We start from the raw sequence: 14,830 nt of genomic DNA on the forward strand, positions 1-14,830 counted from the left end.
CTGTCAGCATATTCAGATGAACACACTCGTGATCGACCGATGGCAACGGACAAAGCATTCTTTTTCCTGTATCTCCAACGGGTCTAGTAGTGGCTGGCTATGACACAGAATAACGAGGACGAGGACCCAAAGGCGAACGCGGACGTTCCACCCGTCCTGCCGAACGAACAACAACCGTCCTCGACCTCGCGGTCGCGCGGCGCACTCTCGCCGGATGATCTCGATTTCACCGACAGTCCCTATGTCGACGAAATCGACGACGGCCGATACGTCGTCTCTGCGGATCGACGGCCATCCAGCGGATCGCCTGCCCAGCAAACCAGAAGCGCCGCGTCCGGACATCAGGAGTCGAACGCAAACGCGACTGCCGGCGAGACAGCCGCTGAGAGTGCCGCAACTCCACGTGCTCGAGACAGCACGGAGACGGCGGAGCAGACGCCCGAGGAGCCGTCACAGTCACAGCCAGCAGCCGCCGACTCGAGCGAGGAACTGCAGACCCCGACGCGCGAGCCAGCCCCGTCACAGTCGCCCCAGAGCGTCCACGAGACACAGGCGACTTCACAGAGTCCCGAAGCCGCACGGTCACTGCTCGCCAGCGAACTCGAGCACGCCGAGGCGCGCTATGCAATCGACATTATCTCGCGCTTCGACGACGAGACGGCACGCCACCGAACGGCCTCTGATGACGTCGTCGGCACGTTCAACAGCCTCCTGTTCTGGTACGCCCGACACGTGTCCGGGCAGACTCCAACGAACCGCGCAGCGTCGCTGTTGCTCGAGAAATCTGATTTTACACCCGCACTCTCGACACAGCAGGTCGAACAGGCGATGCGAACCCACGGACTTGAGGAATCGAGCAGTCTCGGCGAGTTACTCGAGGCCCTCGAGTAGGTCGGTTAGACTACTGTTCTCCCGAGTCAGGCCGCTGCGCCGTTGAGGAAGATCACGACTGCCATAAACAGCGACAGCAAGATTGCAAAGCCAAACAGCAATGCAGCACTGTGAGCAGAACTGATCGCTCGAGTCGAGCGCATAAATTGTGGCCGAGTTACAGACATCGTAGACGGTGATTTTGCCTCGAGGATGTTTGCTCTTGTGGCCCGCTCACACTCGGTTAGAGGTCAATCGTGATGAGCGCATCGACGAGTCGTTCAGTCGCAGCGCCGGTAACCGCACCGAGCCAGAGCAACGCAGTGAAGTGGATATAGGAGTTGCCGAAGTGACCGCCATCAGCCACACGAAGCATGAGCGAGGAGATGAGTGCGTTGAAAATTAACACGAGGACCAGCAGGTACCGCAACACGAGGATATCGTACTGTTCCGTGTGAATGAGTCCGCCGCCGATGTTCTGCCCGCCGGTATCGATATCGAAACTCGAGAGCATGACGGCGAGTTCCAACCCGATGTAGAACGCAAACGCCGAGGCGACCGTAATCCCGTAGAGGACGCCAATAAGCGTCATTGTCTGCTGTTGGCGCTCTTCACGCAGGTTGATGATCTCGCTCATGTTGTTGCTGATGAGTTCGCCCAGTCGTTTCGGACCGCCACCCATCTCACGGCCAACGAGGTACATCTCACTGAACTTCTGGATCAGGAACGAACTCGCATCGCCAGTGAAGTACCGCCAGGACTTCTCGGTGCTCAGGCGCATATTCAGTCGACAGTAGAGGTCGTCGACGTTCTCGGTCAGTGGCCCGAAGTCTTTCGAGCGCAGCGTCGAGAGGACCTCCGAGGTCGTACTCTGGCGGGCACTCTCGCTCGTCCCAAGCGCCCGGATGAAGTTCGGAAACGCCCGGTCTCGGTTGAACGTCTTGCGCTCTTCGTGCCAGAAGACGACACCGGGAATCAACAGCGGACTCGTCGCAAGCGGCAAGTAAAGCAACAGCGGCAGCCGGTGAATGTACGACTGGCCGGGCAGGACGTTGAACGAAACGAGCGTCATGATGAGCACGAAGAAACTGCTCAGGCTCACGCCGGCCAGCACGGAACCGAGCATGATCTTCTTCGTCCGCGTCCGATACCCCTCCTCGAGATACCAGAGTGGGTCGTCGGGGACGACCGCACGGACGACGAACAGGAAGCCAAGCTGGACGAACACGAACAGGACGATCACGAGCGTCACGGTGAGCGTTGGATCGGTACCTGTCAGCAGCGGCAGGACGACCGCGAACACGAGCGCGAACGTCATCGAAATAACCAGCGCGAGATAGAGGTCCTTGAGGACGTCCAGATTGCTCAGTGACTGTCTGTAGACCGTCGAGTACTGTTCGACGAGGACTTCCTGTTCCTGATGCAGGAACTCATCGAGGCCCTGTCCCGCGTTGAGGGTGTAGGCCATCCGCTCTAAGAGGTCAGAGACCGAATCGCTCGGAACCTCTTTCGCACGGCGGCGACAGGCATCGTCTAAGCTCAAGTGCCAGACGTCGACTAAGTCGACGACGCGTTGCATTTCAGCTGCGAGTTCACCGTATTCCTCCTCGCGCGCGAGATGGCGAATCACTTCCATGCGGTCGATGTTCGTCGTCGACAGCACCGTCATGTGGATGACGAACAGGTGGAAGCGATTCTCCATCTCGATCCGGCGGCTGTCGACAGCCAGTCGCGGATAGCCGATTGCAGAGCCAAGCGCCAACAGGCCAAACACCGGAATGAGCAACTTGACGAACAACAGCGCATCGATCAGGATCGCTGCGACGATTGTGCCGATGAAAAACAGCGTCGCCGGGAGCAACACTGCCAGGAGGTAGAGCCGTACCGGCAGCTCCATCTCGTCGTACGCGCGGATAATCGACCGACTGAAATCGGTGATCCCTGCCCTGTCTGTCGCCGTGCTCGTAGCCATCTATAGGTGCTCCAGTCTCGAGTGACTGCTCGTCGAACAGTCACCACTCCGTAGCCCGACGTTCTTATGCACCCGATACAAAACTTCTGGCCCCACTGTTACTCCGTGACAGCGTCAACCAGTCCATCATCGGCCTCCTCGATCAACCCTGGCTTTCGCTCCGGCGTCGCAATCCACGCGATATACTGCAGACTGCGTTTGTGTTCGGCCGGAGTGAGCACAGATCGCGCCTCGAGGTCGTCAGTCTCCAGATCGTCCTGGTCACTGAACCCATGCAGCAACGACAGCAGGTAGGTCTCAACACCGTCCGAGAGCCACTCGACTGACCGGTAGTACGCAATCGTCCGTGCCGCCCCCTCGAGTCCGGCCGTATCGACCAGGTAGCGAACCCACTCGAGGGTCACGATTTCGGCGTCAGGCCGGGATGGGTGACGAACCAGATACGGTGGCTCACCGATCTCGCCGTTCTCGCCGAGTTCGACCGCTGGAGTTGGCTCAGTAGCAGTCGGTTCCTCCTCAAGTGTCTCCTCGAGTTCGGGGCCACCGTCGTCGTCGGCGAGTGCCGCCTCGAAATCGTCGTCTTCGGGTTCGGGCTCGGCATCGACAGTCTCGTCGGTATCGTCCTCGAGATCGTCAGCAGCGAACTCGTCATCCAGTGGCTCGTCCTTGAGTTCGTCTTCGTCCTCGAGGTCCTCACCGAACGGATCGTCTGACTCAACTTCCTCGACGTCCTCGGCAAACTCGTCGTCAAAGTCGTCGCTCTCGCCGTCCTCGAGGTCGTCATCGAGGAAGTCCTCTGCCTCGGAGTTCATGATATCGTCGTCGATATCGTCTTCCGGGTTGTCGCCGCCGAAGACGCCGCCTTCGGTTGCCGTCTCGAAGGCGTTACCGATCTCCTGGTCGCCGACAAAGGGGTTGATCCCCTGCGTGACGATTTCGTACATATCGACGAGGCGGTCGACGTTTCGCTCGACGGTTTGAATCGAGTCGCTGATCTTCTCGTTTTCCCCGCGGACGGTTTCGACTTTGCCTGAGAGGGAGTCGATCTCTTTTTCGACCTCATCGAGACGGTAGGTAAGTTCATCCTCGTCGTCCTCGTCGTCGCCATCGTCGGCGAACATCGCGTCGTCGCCCATCAGACCGTCATCAGCGCCGCCCAAGAGGTCGTCGCCGTCGCTGTCCTCGTCATCGATGCCGTCGTCGTCGAGTAGTCCGCTCATTGTGTGCTCACCTTCTTACTCCGTCTCTTCCTCGCCGTTGTCTCCAGCGTAGAACGCAATCGTATCCTCGTTGCCCGTGACGATGACCGTCACGCGCGTATCGCCCTCGACCGTGTAGCCGTTCGTCTGCTCGAGGTCAATCGTCACCTCGACGACGCCGCCAGAGCGCCACGAACTGCCCTCGACATCGACCCGTTCGACAGTCGTCGCATCGCTCGTCACGTAGCGCCCATCGAGAAGGATATCTAGTTGGCTGTCGCTGGCGTCCAAACTCGAGGAGCCGATATTCTTGACCAGCAGCGTCACCTCGCCAGCATCCGGATCGTAGATCGACTCGGCGTAGCCCTGATCGCTCGTAATCTCAATATCCGTCTCGATCTCCTCGGCAACGTTCGAGCCACGCGTTTCGACCGCGTCGCTGAGGTTGTCCACCTCGAGAATGACCGTGCCCGCGATGCCAGCCGCGACGATCATGCTGGCGACGAACAGGATGATGTGGGAGGCCGGAACGCTCGCCATTTACTCGGCCCCCTCATCGTCGGTTGTCTCGATCTCGTCCGTTGCATCCGACAGCCCGGTCTCCGTGACCACCTTGACGCGCTCGAGTGGCTCGTCGTCACCGAACTCCGCGTCGATCAGCTCTTCGTCGACGTCGAACTCGAGGGCGGTTCCTGGCGGCCAGATATCCGTGTCGTCGCGTGGTTCCTCGTTGTCTCCATCCCGGTCGACGATCACTGTCGTCGTGACGTTGTCGTCAGTCTGTGCGATGAACGTTCCCTCGAGGAGGAGGTCGGTGTGTCGAACATCGAGGGTTGTCGTGCCGGTGTTTTCGACGGTGACGGTGACCGTTCCGTATGTCTCATCTTCGCCGTCCTCCGTCACTTCGTGGGACGCCTGCTCGGCGGTCGTAATGCCGACATCGCTGTTCGCCAGCGTTCGGGTGTTCTCCGCCTGGGCGGCAAACGCATCACCGGTGTCAGCACCGGCGGTAAAGATAGTGGGGAAAATAACGCTCGCTGCAACGAGAAACGCGATGAGCATAATTGCTGCAGCGCCGCTCGTACTGAACCCCATTACGTCGGGGGAAGCAAGCCACGTGCAAAAACGCTCTGGCCGGAGTGACAGTCACTGACGGCGACCAGTCCACGCCAGTGGCGCGTTCTCGAGTGGCCATACTCGAGTCTCGCTCCCTGTCTGCAATCGCGTCAGGTCACTCGTCGAACCCCCGTGACAGCTGCCTCGAGTCACCATCGAATCGGTTCGAACGAGCAACTCACTGGCGCAGACGCTGGGGGAAGAGACACGACACACCATTAGTTGGCGACACGCCAGGCGTCAGAGACGCACACTCGAGCCCTCTGACTCGAGCGTGCTGGGGACGGTAATCGTCGCCGTGGTCTGGACGCCCTGGCCGGTCATAATCGTCACCGACGCGTCGTCATCGGCCTCGAGCGGTCCGGCGGCCTCCTCGAGATTGATCGACAGCGTGGCGCGGTCGGAGCCGCGCTCGAGGACAGTGCCATCCGCGCCGTCGACGGTAATATCCTCGTCATCGAGGACGAGATACGCCTGCCCGCCGGAGCCGACGTAGTTGATCGTCGCCTCCTCGAGATCGATTGCGCTCGAGCCGGCCCCGGGGCCGACGGTGATCTCTATGGTTGGGATGTTGTTGTTCTCGTCGATGGTCCCAACGGCGGTGTAGACGTCGAGGTTGTCGGAGACCTGGGCGGTGCTTTCGGCACCGGTCGCTTCGGCCTGTGCCTGCAACGCACCGGCGGTATTGAGCAGCACGGCTGCTGCGAGTGCCGCGACGAGCACCATGGCTATGAATATGATCAGCGTTCCAATGCCAACCTGGGCTCGAGTCGCACGTGGCTCGTCGGTGTCCGGCACTCTCATCGATTACTGAAATAGAAGGTCGAATGACCTATTTAGAGTGTAACTGCGGAGGACTCCGTCAGCGTCGAGGGAGCCATCAGCAGTTCAACGGTCTGGGAGCCGTCTGCAGTCGTGATCAGGAACTCAGCGTTCTCACCAGACTGAAGGACGGAGAAGTCGTCATCTCCCTCCAGGTCGAGTCTGATCTCGAGTTGCGTGTCGGACTCGAGAATGGCGTCGAACTCCGGATCATCGGCGTAGCTCGCACCGTTCTCGAGTTCGTAGATCTCGAGGTCGGTGAGTTCGTCAGCCGTTCCGCGCTCGGTGTTGTCACCGACGTACTCGAAGGTTGCAGCTTTCAGGTCAACAGGATCGGAGCCAGGTCCGAGCGAGACCATCAGCGACGCGCTGGTTACTGCGTGTTCGCTGGTGTAGTGGTCTTCATCGAATTCTTCAACACCGGTCCCAGAAGCAGCAAGTTCTGGATCGTCATCAGAATCAGGACTAATCTGAATCTCTACGTTATCTGTGTCAGTGACACCAATCTCGAGTGTTGCAGTTTCGTCATGGTTATATGTCGTTCCATCCCCATCAGTCGTATCCGTTACAGTGACTTCAACTGTAGAGCCATTGGTGAAGTCTGCACTTACTTCATCCCCCGTCTCCAGGCCGCTAATAGTACCGTAGTCTTCACCCCCAATAGTTACTTCTGCCTCTGTAATATCATCCTGACTATCTGTGAAGTCAACAGTGACATCTGTGAACTCTTCGATGTCATCTTCGTTTACCCAGTCAGTTACATCCCCAGTAGCCGAATCAATTTGGACGACGTTGGAAACCTGTGCCGTACTTTCCTGCCCCGTTGCCTCTGCCTGCGACTGGAGGAGTCCAGCGGTGTTGATCAGTACCCCTGCCGCAATCGCTGCGACAAGCACCATCGCGATGAACACGATGAGCGTCCCGATACCCACCTGACCGCGTTCTTCCTCATCTGTTACTCGTTCGAACATAGTTGTGTATTTCGTTGCGACCAGCACCACGACAGCACTTACACGTGCTCTCGCTGGATAGACTGGCGCGTACACATTCGTTCTAACTAACGTGTCTTAAGTCTGTTCGCCATTTCTGACACTACTTAAATCTACTTGCCGATCAAACTACTACATAAATCTACTTGCCAACGTGTCTCGGCGGCGAATAGCAGCATTTCTACCAACAGTCCACTACTAAAAAGAACGTGTGTCAGAAAAGAAATACATACGCGATTCGCCAGTCACAAGCTGGAACGGATAGCCCGTTACAGCGTGACTGCGGATTCTTCAGTGAGCGTCGATGGAGCCATCAGGAGCTCAACCGTCTGTGCGCCATCCGCGGTCGTGATCATGAACTGGGCATCCTCGCCCGATTTGATCGTCGAGAACTCCTCGTTACCGAGTTCCAGTTCGATCTCTAACTGCGTGTCCGACTGGAGAATTGCGTCAAACTCGTCGTCAGTTTCGTAGGTTTCGCCATTCTCGAGTTCTTTGATCGAGAGGAAGTTCAGTTCGTCAACGGTACCGCGCTGGGTACGGTCGCCAACGTACTCGAAGGTCGCTGCGCTGAGGTCAACTGGATCGGAGCCAGGGCCAAGAGAGACCATGACGGAAGCTTGGTCAACGACATGTTCGCCGCTGAGGTCGTGATCCGCTAATTCTTCACCATCGCCTGTATCAGCATCAAGACTAAAGGAATTGGTATTCACATTGATATTAATATTACCATCTGCTGTGTCAGTTACGACATCAACTCTTTCAACTTCTCCGATATCACTGTCAGTGCCTGAATCAAGGACCTCAACAACAACAGTAGATCCGTTTGCTACATCGAGATCGTTAAATGTATGATCACCATTTCCTATTTCGATATCTTCCTCATAGAGAGTATCTTGAATACTCACTAAGACTTCTAAATCAGAGTCGGTACCTCCGTCGGTAAAGGTGACATCAATATCCTCGTTCACCTGCCCCATCTGTCCAACATCACCAGTCGAGGAATCGATCTGGACGACATTCGAAACCTGTGCCGTACTTTCCTGTCCCGTTGCCTCTGCTTGCGACTGCAGCAAGCCAGCCGTGTTGAGCAGCACACCGGCTGCAATCGCTGCGACAAGCACCATTGCGATGAACACGATGAGGGTCCCGATACCCACCTGACCGCGTTCGTCATCATCTGTTACGCGTTCGAACATTGTTTGTGTAGGTTATTGCGTCCGATCACGCTGAATCGCTCAAATGAGCGTTCGCTGGACCGGAACGTGTGAAACCGGTCTCACCATCGTGTATTAAATCTATTCGCCATTTCTGACACTACTTAACTCTACTTGCCGTTTGGCCTCCCACATAAATCTACTTGCCGAACGGTAATAGCGTACGTATCGAGCGTTTTCAGACAGGAGTCTCAGACCACTCATTTACGCTAAGAATTCAGATATATTGTGGGTGACCGCAAGCGAAGCGGTCACTAGTTGCGTCGGCTGTTACAGCGTGACTGCGGATTCTTCGGTCAGCGTCGATGGGGCCATCAGCAACTCCACCGTCTGCGATCCATCCGCGGTCGTGATCAAGAACTGCGCAGTGTCACCGGAGTGAATCGTCGAGAATTCACCCTGGCCAAGTTCCAGGTTGATCTCGAGTTGGTTGCCAGAGTCGAGGATTCCGTCAACGTCTGGGTCCTCACCGTAGGCTGCACCGTTCTCGAGTTCCGTGATCGAGAGGTTGTTCAGTTCGTCAACGGTACCGCGCTCGGTGCGGTCACCGACGTATTCGAACGTGGCTGCGCTGAGGTCAACTGGATCAGAGCCAGGACCGAGCGAGACCATCATCGAGACGTCTTCGACTGCGTGGTCTCCGCTCAGATCGTGGCCATCTAGTTCCGATGCGTCCTGCTGTACATTGAGATCAAGATTGGTACCATCGCCTGCCAATTGGATGTCAACTGTCGGGTCATTGAGATTGCCATCAATAACGATGTCTACGGTTTCGATTGTACCTTCAATATCTGCTCCATCTGCGTCAATGACTTCGACGAGAACGGTCGAACCATTCCGGAGTTCAAGGCCGTCTTCACTAAAGGTGCCAATATCTCCAGAGCTTATTTGTTCATTGTATATATTGTCTTGAACAGTTAAGTACATCTCGTCGATATTATTGTTAGTATCATCTAGTTGAAACGTAACATCCTCATGAAGTTGACCCGTTTGAGAGACATCACCTGTCGCTGAATCGATCTGGACGATGTTCGATACCTGTGCTGTACTCTCTTGGCCAGTTGCTTCAGCTTGGGACTGCAACAATCCGGCCGTATTGATCAGTACCCCTGCCGCAATCGCAGCGACGAGTACCATTGCGATGAACACGATGAGGGTCCCGATACCCACCTGACCGCGTTCGTCGTCGGTTCTGGTTGTGTTGAACATGGTTGGTTGTGTCCAGCGAGCACTGTGGCCTCCCGACACGGGAGACTAGCGAGTCGCTGAAACGTACAGTCTGTTGCAACTCACCAATAATAAGTCTATTCGCCATTTTGACACTATTTAAGTGTTGTTGCCAACTCGAGAATTGTAATACGGAATTGCTACGCGTCTCTCGAGTGTTTTCTAGCTGTATAGAAACTAAATATAAACGATGAAACTAACTGGAAATCTGATGGGTTCTAAAACACAACGAAAAACCGAAAAACGACAGCCGGGTTATGCTCCGACGATTAGAGCGTAACCGACGATTCTTCAGTGAGCGTCGATGGAGCCATCAGGAGCTCAACCGTCTGTGCGCCATCGGCGGTCGTGATCGTGAACTGAGCAGAGTCACCAGGCTCGAGATGCGTGAACTCGCCCTGACCGAGTGCGAGGTTGACTTCGAGCTGATTGTCAGACTGGAGGATTGCGTCAAAGTTCGGATCCTCCTCGTAGGAGGCTCCGTTCTCGAGTTCCGTAATCGAGAGGCTGTGGAGTTGGTCGACAGTACCGCGCTCGGTGCGGTCGCCGACGTACTCGAAGGTTGCCGAACTCAGGTCAACTGGGTCGGAACCTGGGCCGAGCGAGACCATTAGCGAGGCTTCATCGATGATGTAGTCGCCAGCGAGGTTTTCGCCACTGTACTCAACAGCATCAGAAGTAACAGTTAGTTGAAGGTCATCACCAGAACCACCATCACCGACACCGATGTCAACCGACGTTGGATTATCATCGGTATACACGATATCAACTGTTTCTACTTGCCCCTCTAAGTCATCAGAATCAGATTCGACAACTTCAATCGTAACTGTAGATCCATTTGCCACAGTCAAGGAACTTTCTGTGTCATCTAGGTTTATCTCTTCCTGGTATAGTGCACCTTGTACACTCGCATAAATTGTATCAACATTGGTCTGAGCATCGTTGAAATTAATATCGACTTCATATTCCTGACCTAACTGAGCAACATCTCCAGTCGAGGAATCCACTTGAATCGCATTCGAGACCTGCGCTGTACTTTCCTGACCAGTTGCCTCTGCCTGGGACTGCAGAAGTCCTGCCGTGTTGAGTAATACACCTGCCGCAATCGCTGCGACGAGCACCATAGCGATGAACACGATGAGGGTACCGATTCCCACCTGACCGCGTTCCTCGTCATCTGTAAGTCGTTCGAACATTGTTGTAATTGTCTGCGACCGACACCCTTCCGACCACCACACCGTGGTACAGACGTTGCCGGCGCGTACACTCCGCTTCTAACTACCCGTTATTAAACTTGTTCGCCAACCTGACACTATATAAGTCCACTTGCCGACCACCCATTACTGATAAAGCTACTTGCCGATATTCCGTCCCCCTACTTAGGTATTCTTGCCGTTTCTCCCCGCCCTAAGTTTCCTCTCCGATTAGAATTTGGACACGAATCCCACAGATTGCTTACGAGAATCGCCAGCCGCCGCGGACCCAGTGGCCGAGACACTTATCCCACTCCTCAGACCATATCTCCAGCATGAACATTATCGATGGGGAGAAGGTAGAATGTGGGCGCTGTGAAGACGTGATCTCACTCGAGGATGCAAACGTCCTCGGGAAGGCCAACAATCGCTCCTATGCAAAGCCACTGTGTGATGGCTGTCTCAAGAAGGTTGGCGTTCCGAAGGGGTACGAACTCGAGCGTGACGTGAGCTATCTCATCGAAAATTAACGACGGACAGTTCTCGAGACGCCGTTTTCGCACTGCTCGATCACGTCGCGGACGATGCTATGAGGGTGACCAACACTACTGACCAAGTTCAATCGTCACCGGGTTTGTACGCTCCGCTGCGGCGCTCAATCGTGTAAATATCCAAAATTTTCGCGTCGTGATCGCAGTTCGCACCGAGACGAAACTGTCCGATACGGAGTTGCGAGTGCGGGACACCAGTCAACGGCTCGAGGTAGTCGCTGGGATCACGCCATCGGTCAGTCACGATTTCGTCGAGTTTGTCCGTAATACGACTCTGTGCATGCTCCTCGAGACTATCGTACGTTCGCTTTGCTGGGCTTCAAAACTGCCATGTCCACTCCTCGTTACTCATCGTCGGCCAGAATCTCTTCGCGCGAAAACGACTCAGGTTCACCGGTCCGCCGTGCGTGCTCGACGGCTGCGATTTCCTTCCAGCTTTCACGGGTTAGATCCGGATGGCGAACGGCATCCCGGAGTGCCTCACGAATAAATTCGCTCCGGCTGTTGTATCCCTCGTCCGCCCACGTTGCGTCAATATCCTCGAGAAATGCCTCCGTGAGACGGATGTTGATGTTCGTCTTTTCGGGTTCATCGCCACCGTTTGTATCTGTACTCGACATACATATGTATTACACCGTGGTGTGCATAAACGTTCGTCTCACGCAAAACGATTCTCGAGCACTTTGCAGTCTCAAACCCAGCTCACTTGCTGTTCATCGCTTCGCTCGCGATATTCCGCCCGCGTGGTTTCAACGCGACTTCGCGTCGAACCCGCACTTCCTCTAAGACGTCCAACTCGATCAGGCGCTCGTAGATCTCCTCGACTTCGTCGGTATTGATGTCCAGAAACTCGGGGACTTCGAACGGCGAGACACCCGAATAGATGGCCATCAGCACCTCCTCTTCCTTACCAGAGAGATCGATCTGCGAGGCGTTTTTCTCGGCCCCCCGATCCAGCACGGACTTCATGACGGCGCAGTTCTGTGAGCCCCCGGAGATGTACGTTTGGACACTCGAGCCGTCATCGGTGTGTTCGGCTTCGATGACGGGCCGCTCTTGCGAGAGAACGGTTCGTTCCTCGCTGGTGACGGTGCCGACGTCGTCGACTTCGATCTGGACAAACGAGCCGTTTTCGACGGCGAAGTTCGCAACGCCAGTATCGATTTTGACGCGGGCTTTGCTCCAGTCGGTGTCCTGGACGACGCCGCCTTTGACGGCAGGGTGTTTGAGCAGGACGATTTCGCCGTCGAGTAAGGCCTTCTGAATCTGGAGTTCGAACTCGTTGACCTCGGCCATCGAGATCAGGTGGACGTCTGCTCCGGAGTTAATGCTGATGTAGTCAGAGACTTTCGCAACGGTCTGGTTGACATCGTAGCGGCCCTTGATCGAGAGGATCTCCGAGAGCGGAATCGTCTGCTTGCCGTCGTTGCTCGCGATCACCAGTCGCTTGTTCGAGAGGACGATTCGGCCGTTCGTCCAGTTGGTATCCGACAGCTTCCGGCCATCGCGCAGTACCTGCGTGAACTTCCCCGTCACATCTGCGAGTTTCTGTTCGGACTTACTCATGCGAAGTCACCACTCATCGCGCCTGCACCGCCCAGTTTCGACAGCGCGGAAAAGCCACGCTTTCGCAGTCGGTCACTCTCAGTTCGGTCGACGAACGACGAAATTCGGTTGCGAGACTGTTCGCCCCCAATTTTCCCCAGCACGAACAGCGCCTTGACGCGCGTCTCCTCGGCGCGATGATCGTCTTCGATCAACTCGAGGAGTCGCTTCTCGAGGTCGTCCCCATCGAGCAACGAGAGGCTGGTCGCGGCGAATTTCGAGGTCATCTCGTCGTCGTCTGCGAGCGTCTCGATCAGTGCGTCTTGTGCGACAGATCGGTACTCTTCGTTTGCAATTCGGCCGAGCAGCCAGGCCGCATTCCGACGCTGTGCGGTTTCGGTACTCCGGTCAAGAATGTCGATCAGCGGCTCGATTGCCTCGCTGGCGTTTGCCTGCTCGAGTTCGCCGACGATCTTTTCGCGGACTTTGTGGCTCGCAGATGCCGGCGCTTCGGAGAGCAACTGTACGAGCGAGAACATCGCGGTTCGTCGAACGGAGTCGGAGTCGTCTCGCAGCGCTTCGGCGAGGATTTCGACTGCACGGACGCTGCCGAGTCGACCGAGGGCGTCAACAGCGATTCGTCGAACCGTTTCGTCCTCGTCGTTTGCGACGTCGATCAGTTCGCGGAGGGCGTTGTTCGTGCCGATATCCGCGAGTGCGTATGCAATCTCGATACGCACGTCGTACTGATCCTCGTGGAGTCGCTGTGAGAGTGCGGGCACGGATTCGGGGGATTCGATTCGCCCGAGTGCGCGTGCAACCCGTTTTCGAACCCGTGGGTCCGGATCGGAGAGGCGCTCGACGAGGGCCTTCAAAACGTTGTCTTCGCCGATTCGCCCGAGACCGGTCGCTGCCGCCATCCGCAGTTCGGGACGGTCAGCATCGAGGCCGCGAGCAAGCAACTTCGCTTTCTTCCATTCGGCGATGTTGTCGATATCCTGTCCGGATACCTCGCCGATAAACTGCTCGAGAGCGTCCTGACCGAACTGATCGAGCGCGTCGATGGCGGCCGCACGGACCCCATCAGCCTCGTCTTCCTGTGAGACCTCGACGAGGACGTCGATGATATCCCCACGAGGATAGCCATAGTCCTCACCATCGCTGGTTTTGGACTCGAGGCTGCCAATGATTTCGGCCGCACGCTGGCGAATATCGTCGGTTGGACTCTCCTCGAGATAGGTGAGGAGTTGCTCGAAATCAGCGTTGCGCTCGAGTTCGAATAGCGTCATGCTGCGAGATCACCTGCGCAAACCGGAGTGGCGAACACCGGTCGCCAGGCAACGCGTGTGCGGATGGCCCGCCAACCGGTTACGCACCGCCATCGTGCTCCTCGTCATCAGTTTCAGCGATGGCGCTGTCGTCGCCAGCAACAGTATCTTCACCATCAGCGCCAGCACCGTCCTCGTGGTCCTCGTCGTCGTAGGCTTTCGTCTCGGCAATCGTGCTCCAGAGCTGTTGGTCGGTGATTTCACCTTCCTGGAACAGTTCAACCCACTCAGACTGGATTCCCCAGCCGACAACTTGGCCGTCGAAGCCGTCAACGACTTCCGTATACAGCGCCTCGATATCCGAGCCGCCCTCGAGGAGACCGCTCATGTAGACCTGAAAGATGAGCCCAATTTCCTCGTCAGATTCAACGGCATCAGTTGCGCTGGACTCATAAAAGAGACTCAGCGTGTTCTCGGATGGATTGTGATAGAGTTCCTCGACGACGATATCGTTTCGCTCGAGATACGTGTAGAACTCACCGGGGGTCCCGGTTGGCTCGTCACCGGTTGGTTCAGGGTCGACACTTGTTTGTCCACCCGTCACCGACGCAATCGAGTCGAGACAGCCGGCGGTCACCCCGAGTGCAAATGTTCCCGCGCCGGCGAGTGCGTGTCGGCGACTCAGGCCAGCACCGTTGTTCGTGGTTTGGGTGTTCGACGTGTCACCATGCGCACATCGGTTCCCAGAACCATCGCCATCCCCTGCACCGTCGCGTTTGCCCAGCGTATTCACAGGACCCGTTGGCATCGTTACGATATCGTCACACCAATCAGTGAAAAGCGCGTCGGCCGTCCCTGTGG

General features: G+C 56.4%; 16 protein-coding genes. 2 read left to right on the top strand and 14 right to left on the bottom strand.

The window, feature by feature from the left end; translation table 11 throughout:
* The first annotated feature begins 99 nt into the window (after positions 1-99).
* The gene (locus B2G88_RS11580; RefSeq protein ID WP_054862684.1) at positions 100-891 is read left to right on the top strand and encodes a DUF7500 family protein; all 792 of its coding nucleotides are present in this window, start codon (positions 100-102) and stop codon (positions 889-891) included.
* 223 nt (positions 892-1,114) lie between these two features.
* Here the strand turns inward: B2G88_RS11580 and flaJ are convergent, their stop codons facing one another.
* The 9 genes from flaJ to B2G88_RS11625 form a co-directional block, all read right to left on the bottom strand.
* Entirely contained in the window at positions 1,115-2,842 is a 1,728-nt protein-coding gene (flaJ, locus tag B2G88_RS11585; protein ID WP_054862683.1) for an archaellar assembly protein FlaJ, read from the bottom strand.
* 98 nt (positions 2,843-2,940) lie between these two features.
* Positions 2,941-4,062 carry a FlaD/FlaE family flagellar protein gene (locus tag B2G88_RS11590; protein WP_054862682.1) on the bottom strand — a complete coding sequence of 374 codons (1,122 nt, stop codon included), beginning with the start codon at positions 4,060-4,062 and terminating at the stop codon, positions 2,941-2,943.
* A gap of 15 nt (positions 4,063-4,077) precedes the next feature.
* On the bottom strand, positions 4,078-4,581 hold the full coding sequence (locus tag B2G88_RS11595) for a flagellin (RefSeq protein WP_054862681.1): 504 nt from the start codon (positions 4,579-4,581) through the stop codon (positions 4,078-4,080).
* On the bottom strand, positions 4,582-5,136 hold the full coding sequence (locus tag B2G88_RS11600; RefSeq protein ID WP_245835354.1) for a flagellin: 555 nt from the start codon (positions 5,134-5,136) through the stop codon (positions 4,582-4,584).
* Positions 5,137-5,397: 261 nt separating this feature from the next.
* Positions 5,398-5,883: a flagellin gene (locus B2G88_RS11605; RefSeq protein WP_245835356.1), complete on the bottom strand. Its 486-nt coding sequence runs from the start codon at positions 5,881-5,883 to the stop codon at positions 5,398-5,400.
* A gap of 110 nt (positions 5,884-5,993) precedes the next feature.
* The gene (locus B2G88_RS11610; protein WP_054862679.1) at positions 5,994-6,950 is read right to left on the bottom strand and encodes an archaellin/type IV pilin N-terminal domain-containing protein; all 957 of its coding nucleotides are present in this window, start codon (positions 6,948-6,950) and stop codon (positions 5,994-5,996) included.
* A 287-nt stretch (positions 6,951-7,237) separates the two neighbouring features.
* Positions 7,238-8,167: an archaellin/type IV pilin N-terminal domain-containing protein gene (locus B2G88_RS11615; protein ID WP_087714835.1), complete on the bottom strand. Its 930-nt coding sequence runs from the start codon at positions 8,165-8,167 to the stop codon at positions 7,238-7,240.
* A gap of 288 nt (positions 8,168-8,455) precedes the next feature.
* On the bottom strand, positions 8,456-9,394 hold the full coding sequence (locus tag B2G88_RS11620) for an archaellin/type IV pilin N-terminal domain-containing protein (protein WP_054862677.1): 939 nt from the start codon (positions 9,392-9,394) through the stop codon (positions 8,456-8,458).
* Between the two features lie 287 nt (positions 9,395-9,681).
* Entirely contained in the window at positions 9,682-10,608 is a 927-nt protein-coding gene (locus B2G88_RS11625; RefSeq protein WP_054862676.1) for an archaellin/type IV pilin N-terminal domain-containing protein, read from the bottom strand.
* Between the two features lie 332 nt (positions 10,609-10,940).
* On the opposite strand from B2G88_RS11625, the gene B2G88_RS11630 reads away from it, so the two are divergent.
* Positions 10,941-11,135 (top strand): hypothetical protein, encoded by a 195-nt coding sequence (locus B2G88_RS11630; protein WP_054862675.1) that lies wholly within the window; start codon positions 10,941-10,943, stop codon positions 11,133-11,135.
* An 88-nt stretch (positions 11,136-11,223) separates the two neighbouring features.
* Here the strand turns inward: B2G88_RS11630 and B2G88_RS19810 are convergent, their stop codons facing one another.
* The 5 genes from B2G88_RS19810 to B2G88_RS11655 form a co-directional block, all read right to left on the bottom strand.
* Positions 11,224-11,400, bottom strand: coding sequence for a type II toxin-antitoxin system RelE family toxin (locus B2G88_RS19810; RefSeq protein WP_217895823.1), 177 nt, complete (start codon positions 11,398-11,400; stop codon positions 11,224-11,226).
* A gap of 100 nt (positions 11,401-11,500) precedes the next feature.
* Complete coding sequence (locus tag B2G88_RS11640) at positions 11,501-11,776, bottom strand: ribbon-helix-helix domain-containing protein (RefSeq protein WP_054862674.1); 276 nt, start codon at positions 11,774-11,776, stop codon at positions 11,501-11,503.
* 82 nt (positions 11,777-11,858) lie between these two features.
* Positions 11,859-12,722, bottom strand: a complete 864-nt coding sequence (locus tag B2G88_RS11645) for a CheF family chemotaxis protein (RefSeq protein ID WP_054862673.1) — start codon at positions 12,720-12,722, stop codon at positions 11,859-11,861.
* The gene (locus B2G88_RS11650) at positions 12,719-13,990 is read right to left on the bottom strand and encodes a HEAT repeat domain-containing protein (RefSeq protein ID WP_087714836.1); all 1,272 of its coding nucleotides are present in this window, start codon (positions 13,988-13,990) and stop codon (positions 12,719-12,721) included. Before B2G88_RS11650 ends, B2G88_RS11645 begins: the two co-directional genes overlap by 4 nt.
* 79 nt (positions 13,991-14,069) lie before the next feature.
* Positions 14,070-14,777, bottom strand: a complete 708-nt coding sequence (locus B2G88_RS11655) for a hypothetical protein (RefSeq protein ID WP_245835358.1) — start codon at positions 14,775-14,777, stop codon at positions 14,070-14,072.
* Between the last annotated feature and the right edge of the window lie 53 nt (positions 14,778-14,830).

Source organism: Natronolimnobius baerhuensis, from assembly GCF_002177135.1.
Lineage (GTDB): Archaea > Halobacteriota > Halobacteria > Halobacteriales > Natrialbaceae > Natronolimnobius > Natronolimnobius baerhuensis.

What these genes read in the sequence shown, in the direction of transcription:
- B2G88_RS11620 (WP_054862677.1), bottom strand. Translation starts at nt 9,394, where the DNA reads ATGTTCAACACAACCAGAACCGACGACGAACGCGGTCAGGTGGGTATC.
- B2G88_RS11630 (WP_054862675.1), top strand. Translation starts at nt 10,941, where the DNA reads ATGAACATTATCGATGGGGAGAAGGTAGAATGTGGGCGCTGTGAAGAC.
- B2G88_RS11615 (WP_087714835.1), bottom strand. Translation starts at nt 8,167, where the DNA reads ATGTTCGAACGCGTAACAGATGATGACGAACGCGGTCAGGTGGGTATC.
- B2G88_RS11580 (WP_054862684.1), top strand. Translation starts at nt 100, where the DNA reads ATGACACAGAATAACGAGGACGAGGACCCAAAGGCGAACGCGGACGTT.
- B2G88_RS11610 (WP_054862679.1), bottom strand. Translation starts at nt 6,950, where the DNA reads ATGTTCGAACGAGTAACAGATGAGGAAGAACGCGGTCAGGTGGGTATC.
- B2G88_RS11600 (WP_245835354.1), bottom strand. Translation starts at nt 5,136, where the DNA reads ATGGGGTTCAGTACGAGCGGCGCTGCAGCAATTATGCTCATCGCGTTT.
- B2G88_RS11595 (WP_054862681.1), bottom strand. Translation starts at nt 4,581, where the DNA reads ATGGCGAGCGTTCCGGCCTCCCACATCATCCTGTTCGTCGCCAGCATG.
- B2G88_RS11655 (WP_245835358.1), bottom strand. Translation starts at nt 14,777, where the DNA reads ATGCCAACGGGTCCTGTGAATACGCTGGGCAAACGCGACGGTGCAGGG.
- flaJ (WP_054862683.1), bottom strand. Translation starts at nt 2,842, where the DNA reads ATGGCTACGAGCACGGCGACAGACAGGGCAGGGATCACCGATTTCAGT.
- B2G88_RS11605 (WP_245835356.1), bottom strand. Translation starts at nt 5,883, where the DNA reads ATGGTGCTCGTCGCGGCACTCGCAGCAGCCGTGCTGCTCAATACCGCC.
- B2G88_RS11590 (WP_054862682.1), bottom strand. Translation starts at nt 4,062, where the DNA reads ATGAGCGGACTACTCGACGACGACGGCATCGATGACGAGGACAGCGAC.
- B2G88_RS11625 (WP_054862676.1), bottom strand. Translation starts at nt 10,608, where the DNA reads ATGTTCGAACGACTTACAGATGACGAGGAACGCGGTCAGGTGGGAATC.
- B2G88_RS11650 (WP_087714836.1), bottom strand. Translation starts at nt 13,990, where the DNA reads ATGACGCTATTCGAACTCGAGCGCAACGCTGATTTCGAGCAACTCCTC.
- B2G88_RS11645 (WP_054862673.1), bottom strand. Translation starts at nt 12,722, where the DNA reads ATGAGTAAGTCCGAACAGAAACTCGCAGATGTGACGGGGAAGTTCACG.
- B2G88_RS11640 (WP_054862674.1), bottom strand. Translation starts at nt 11,776, where the DNA reads ATGTCGAGTACAGATACAAACGGTGGCGATGAACCCGAAAAGACGAAC.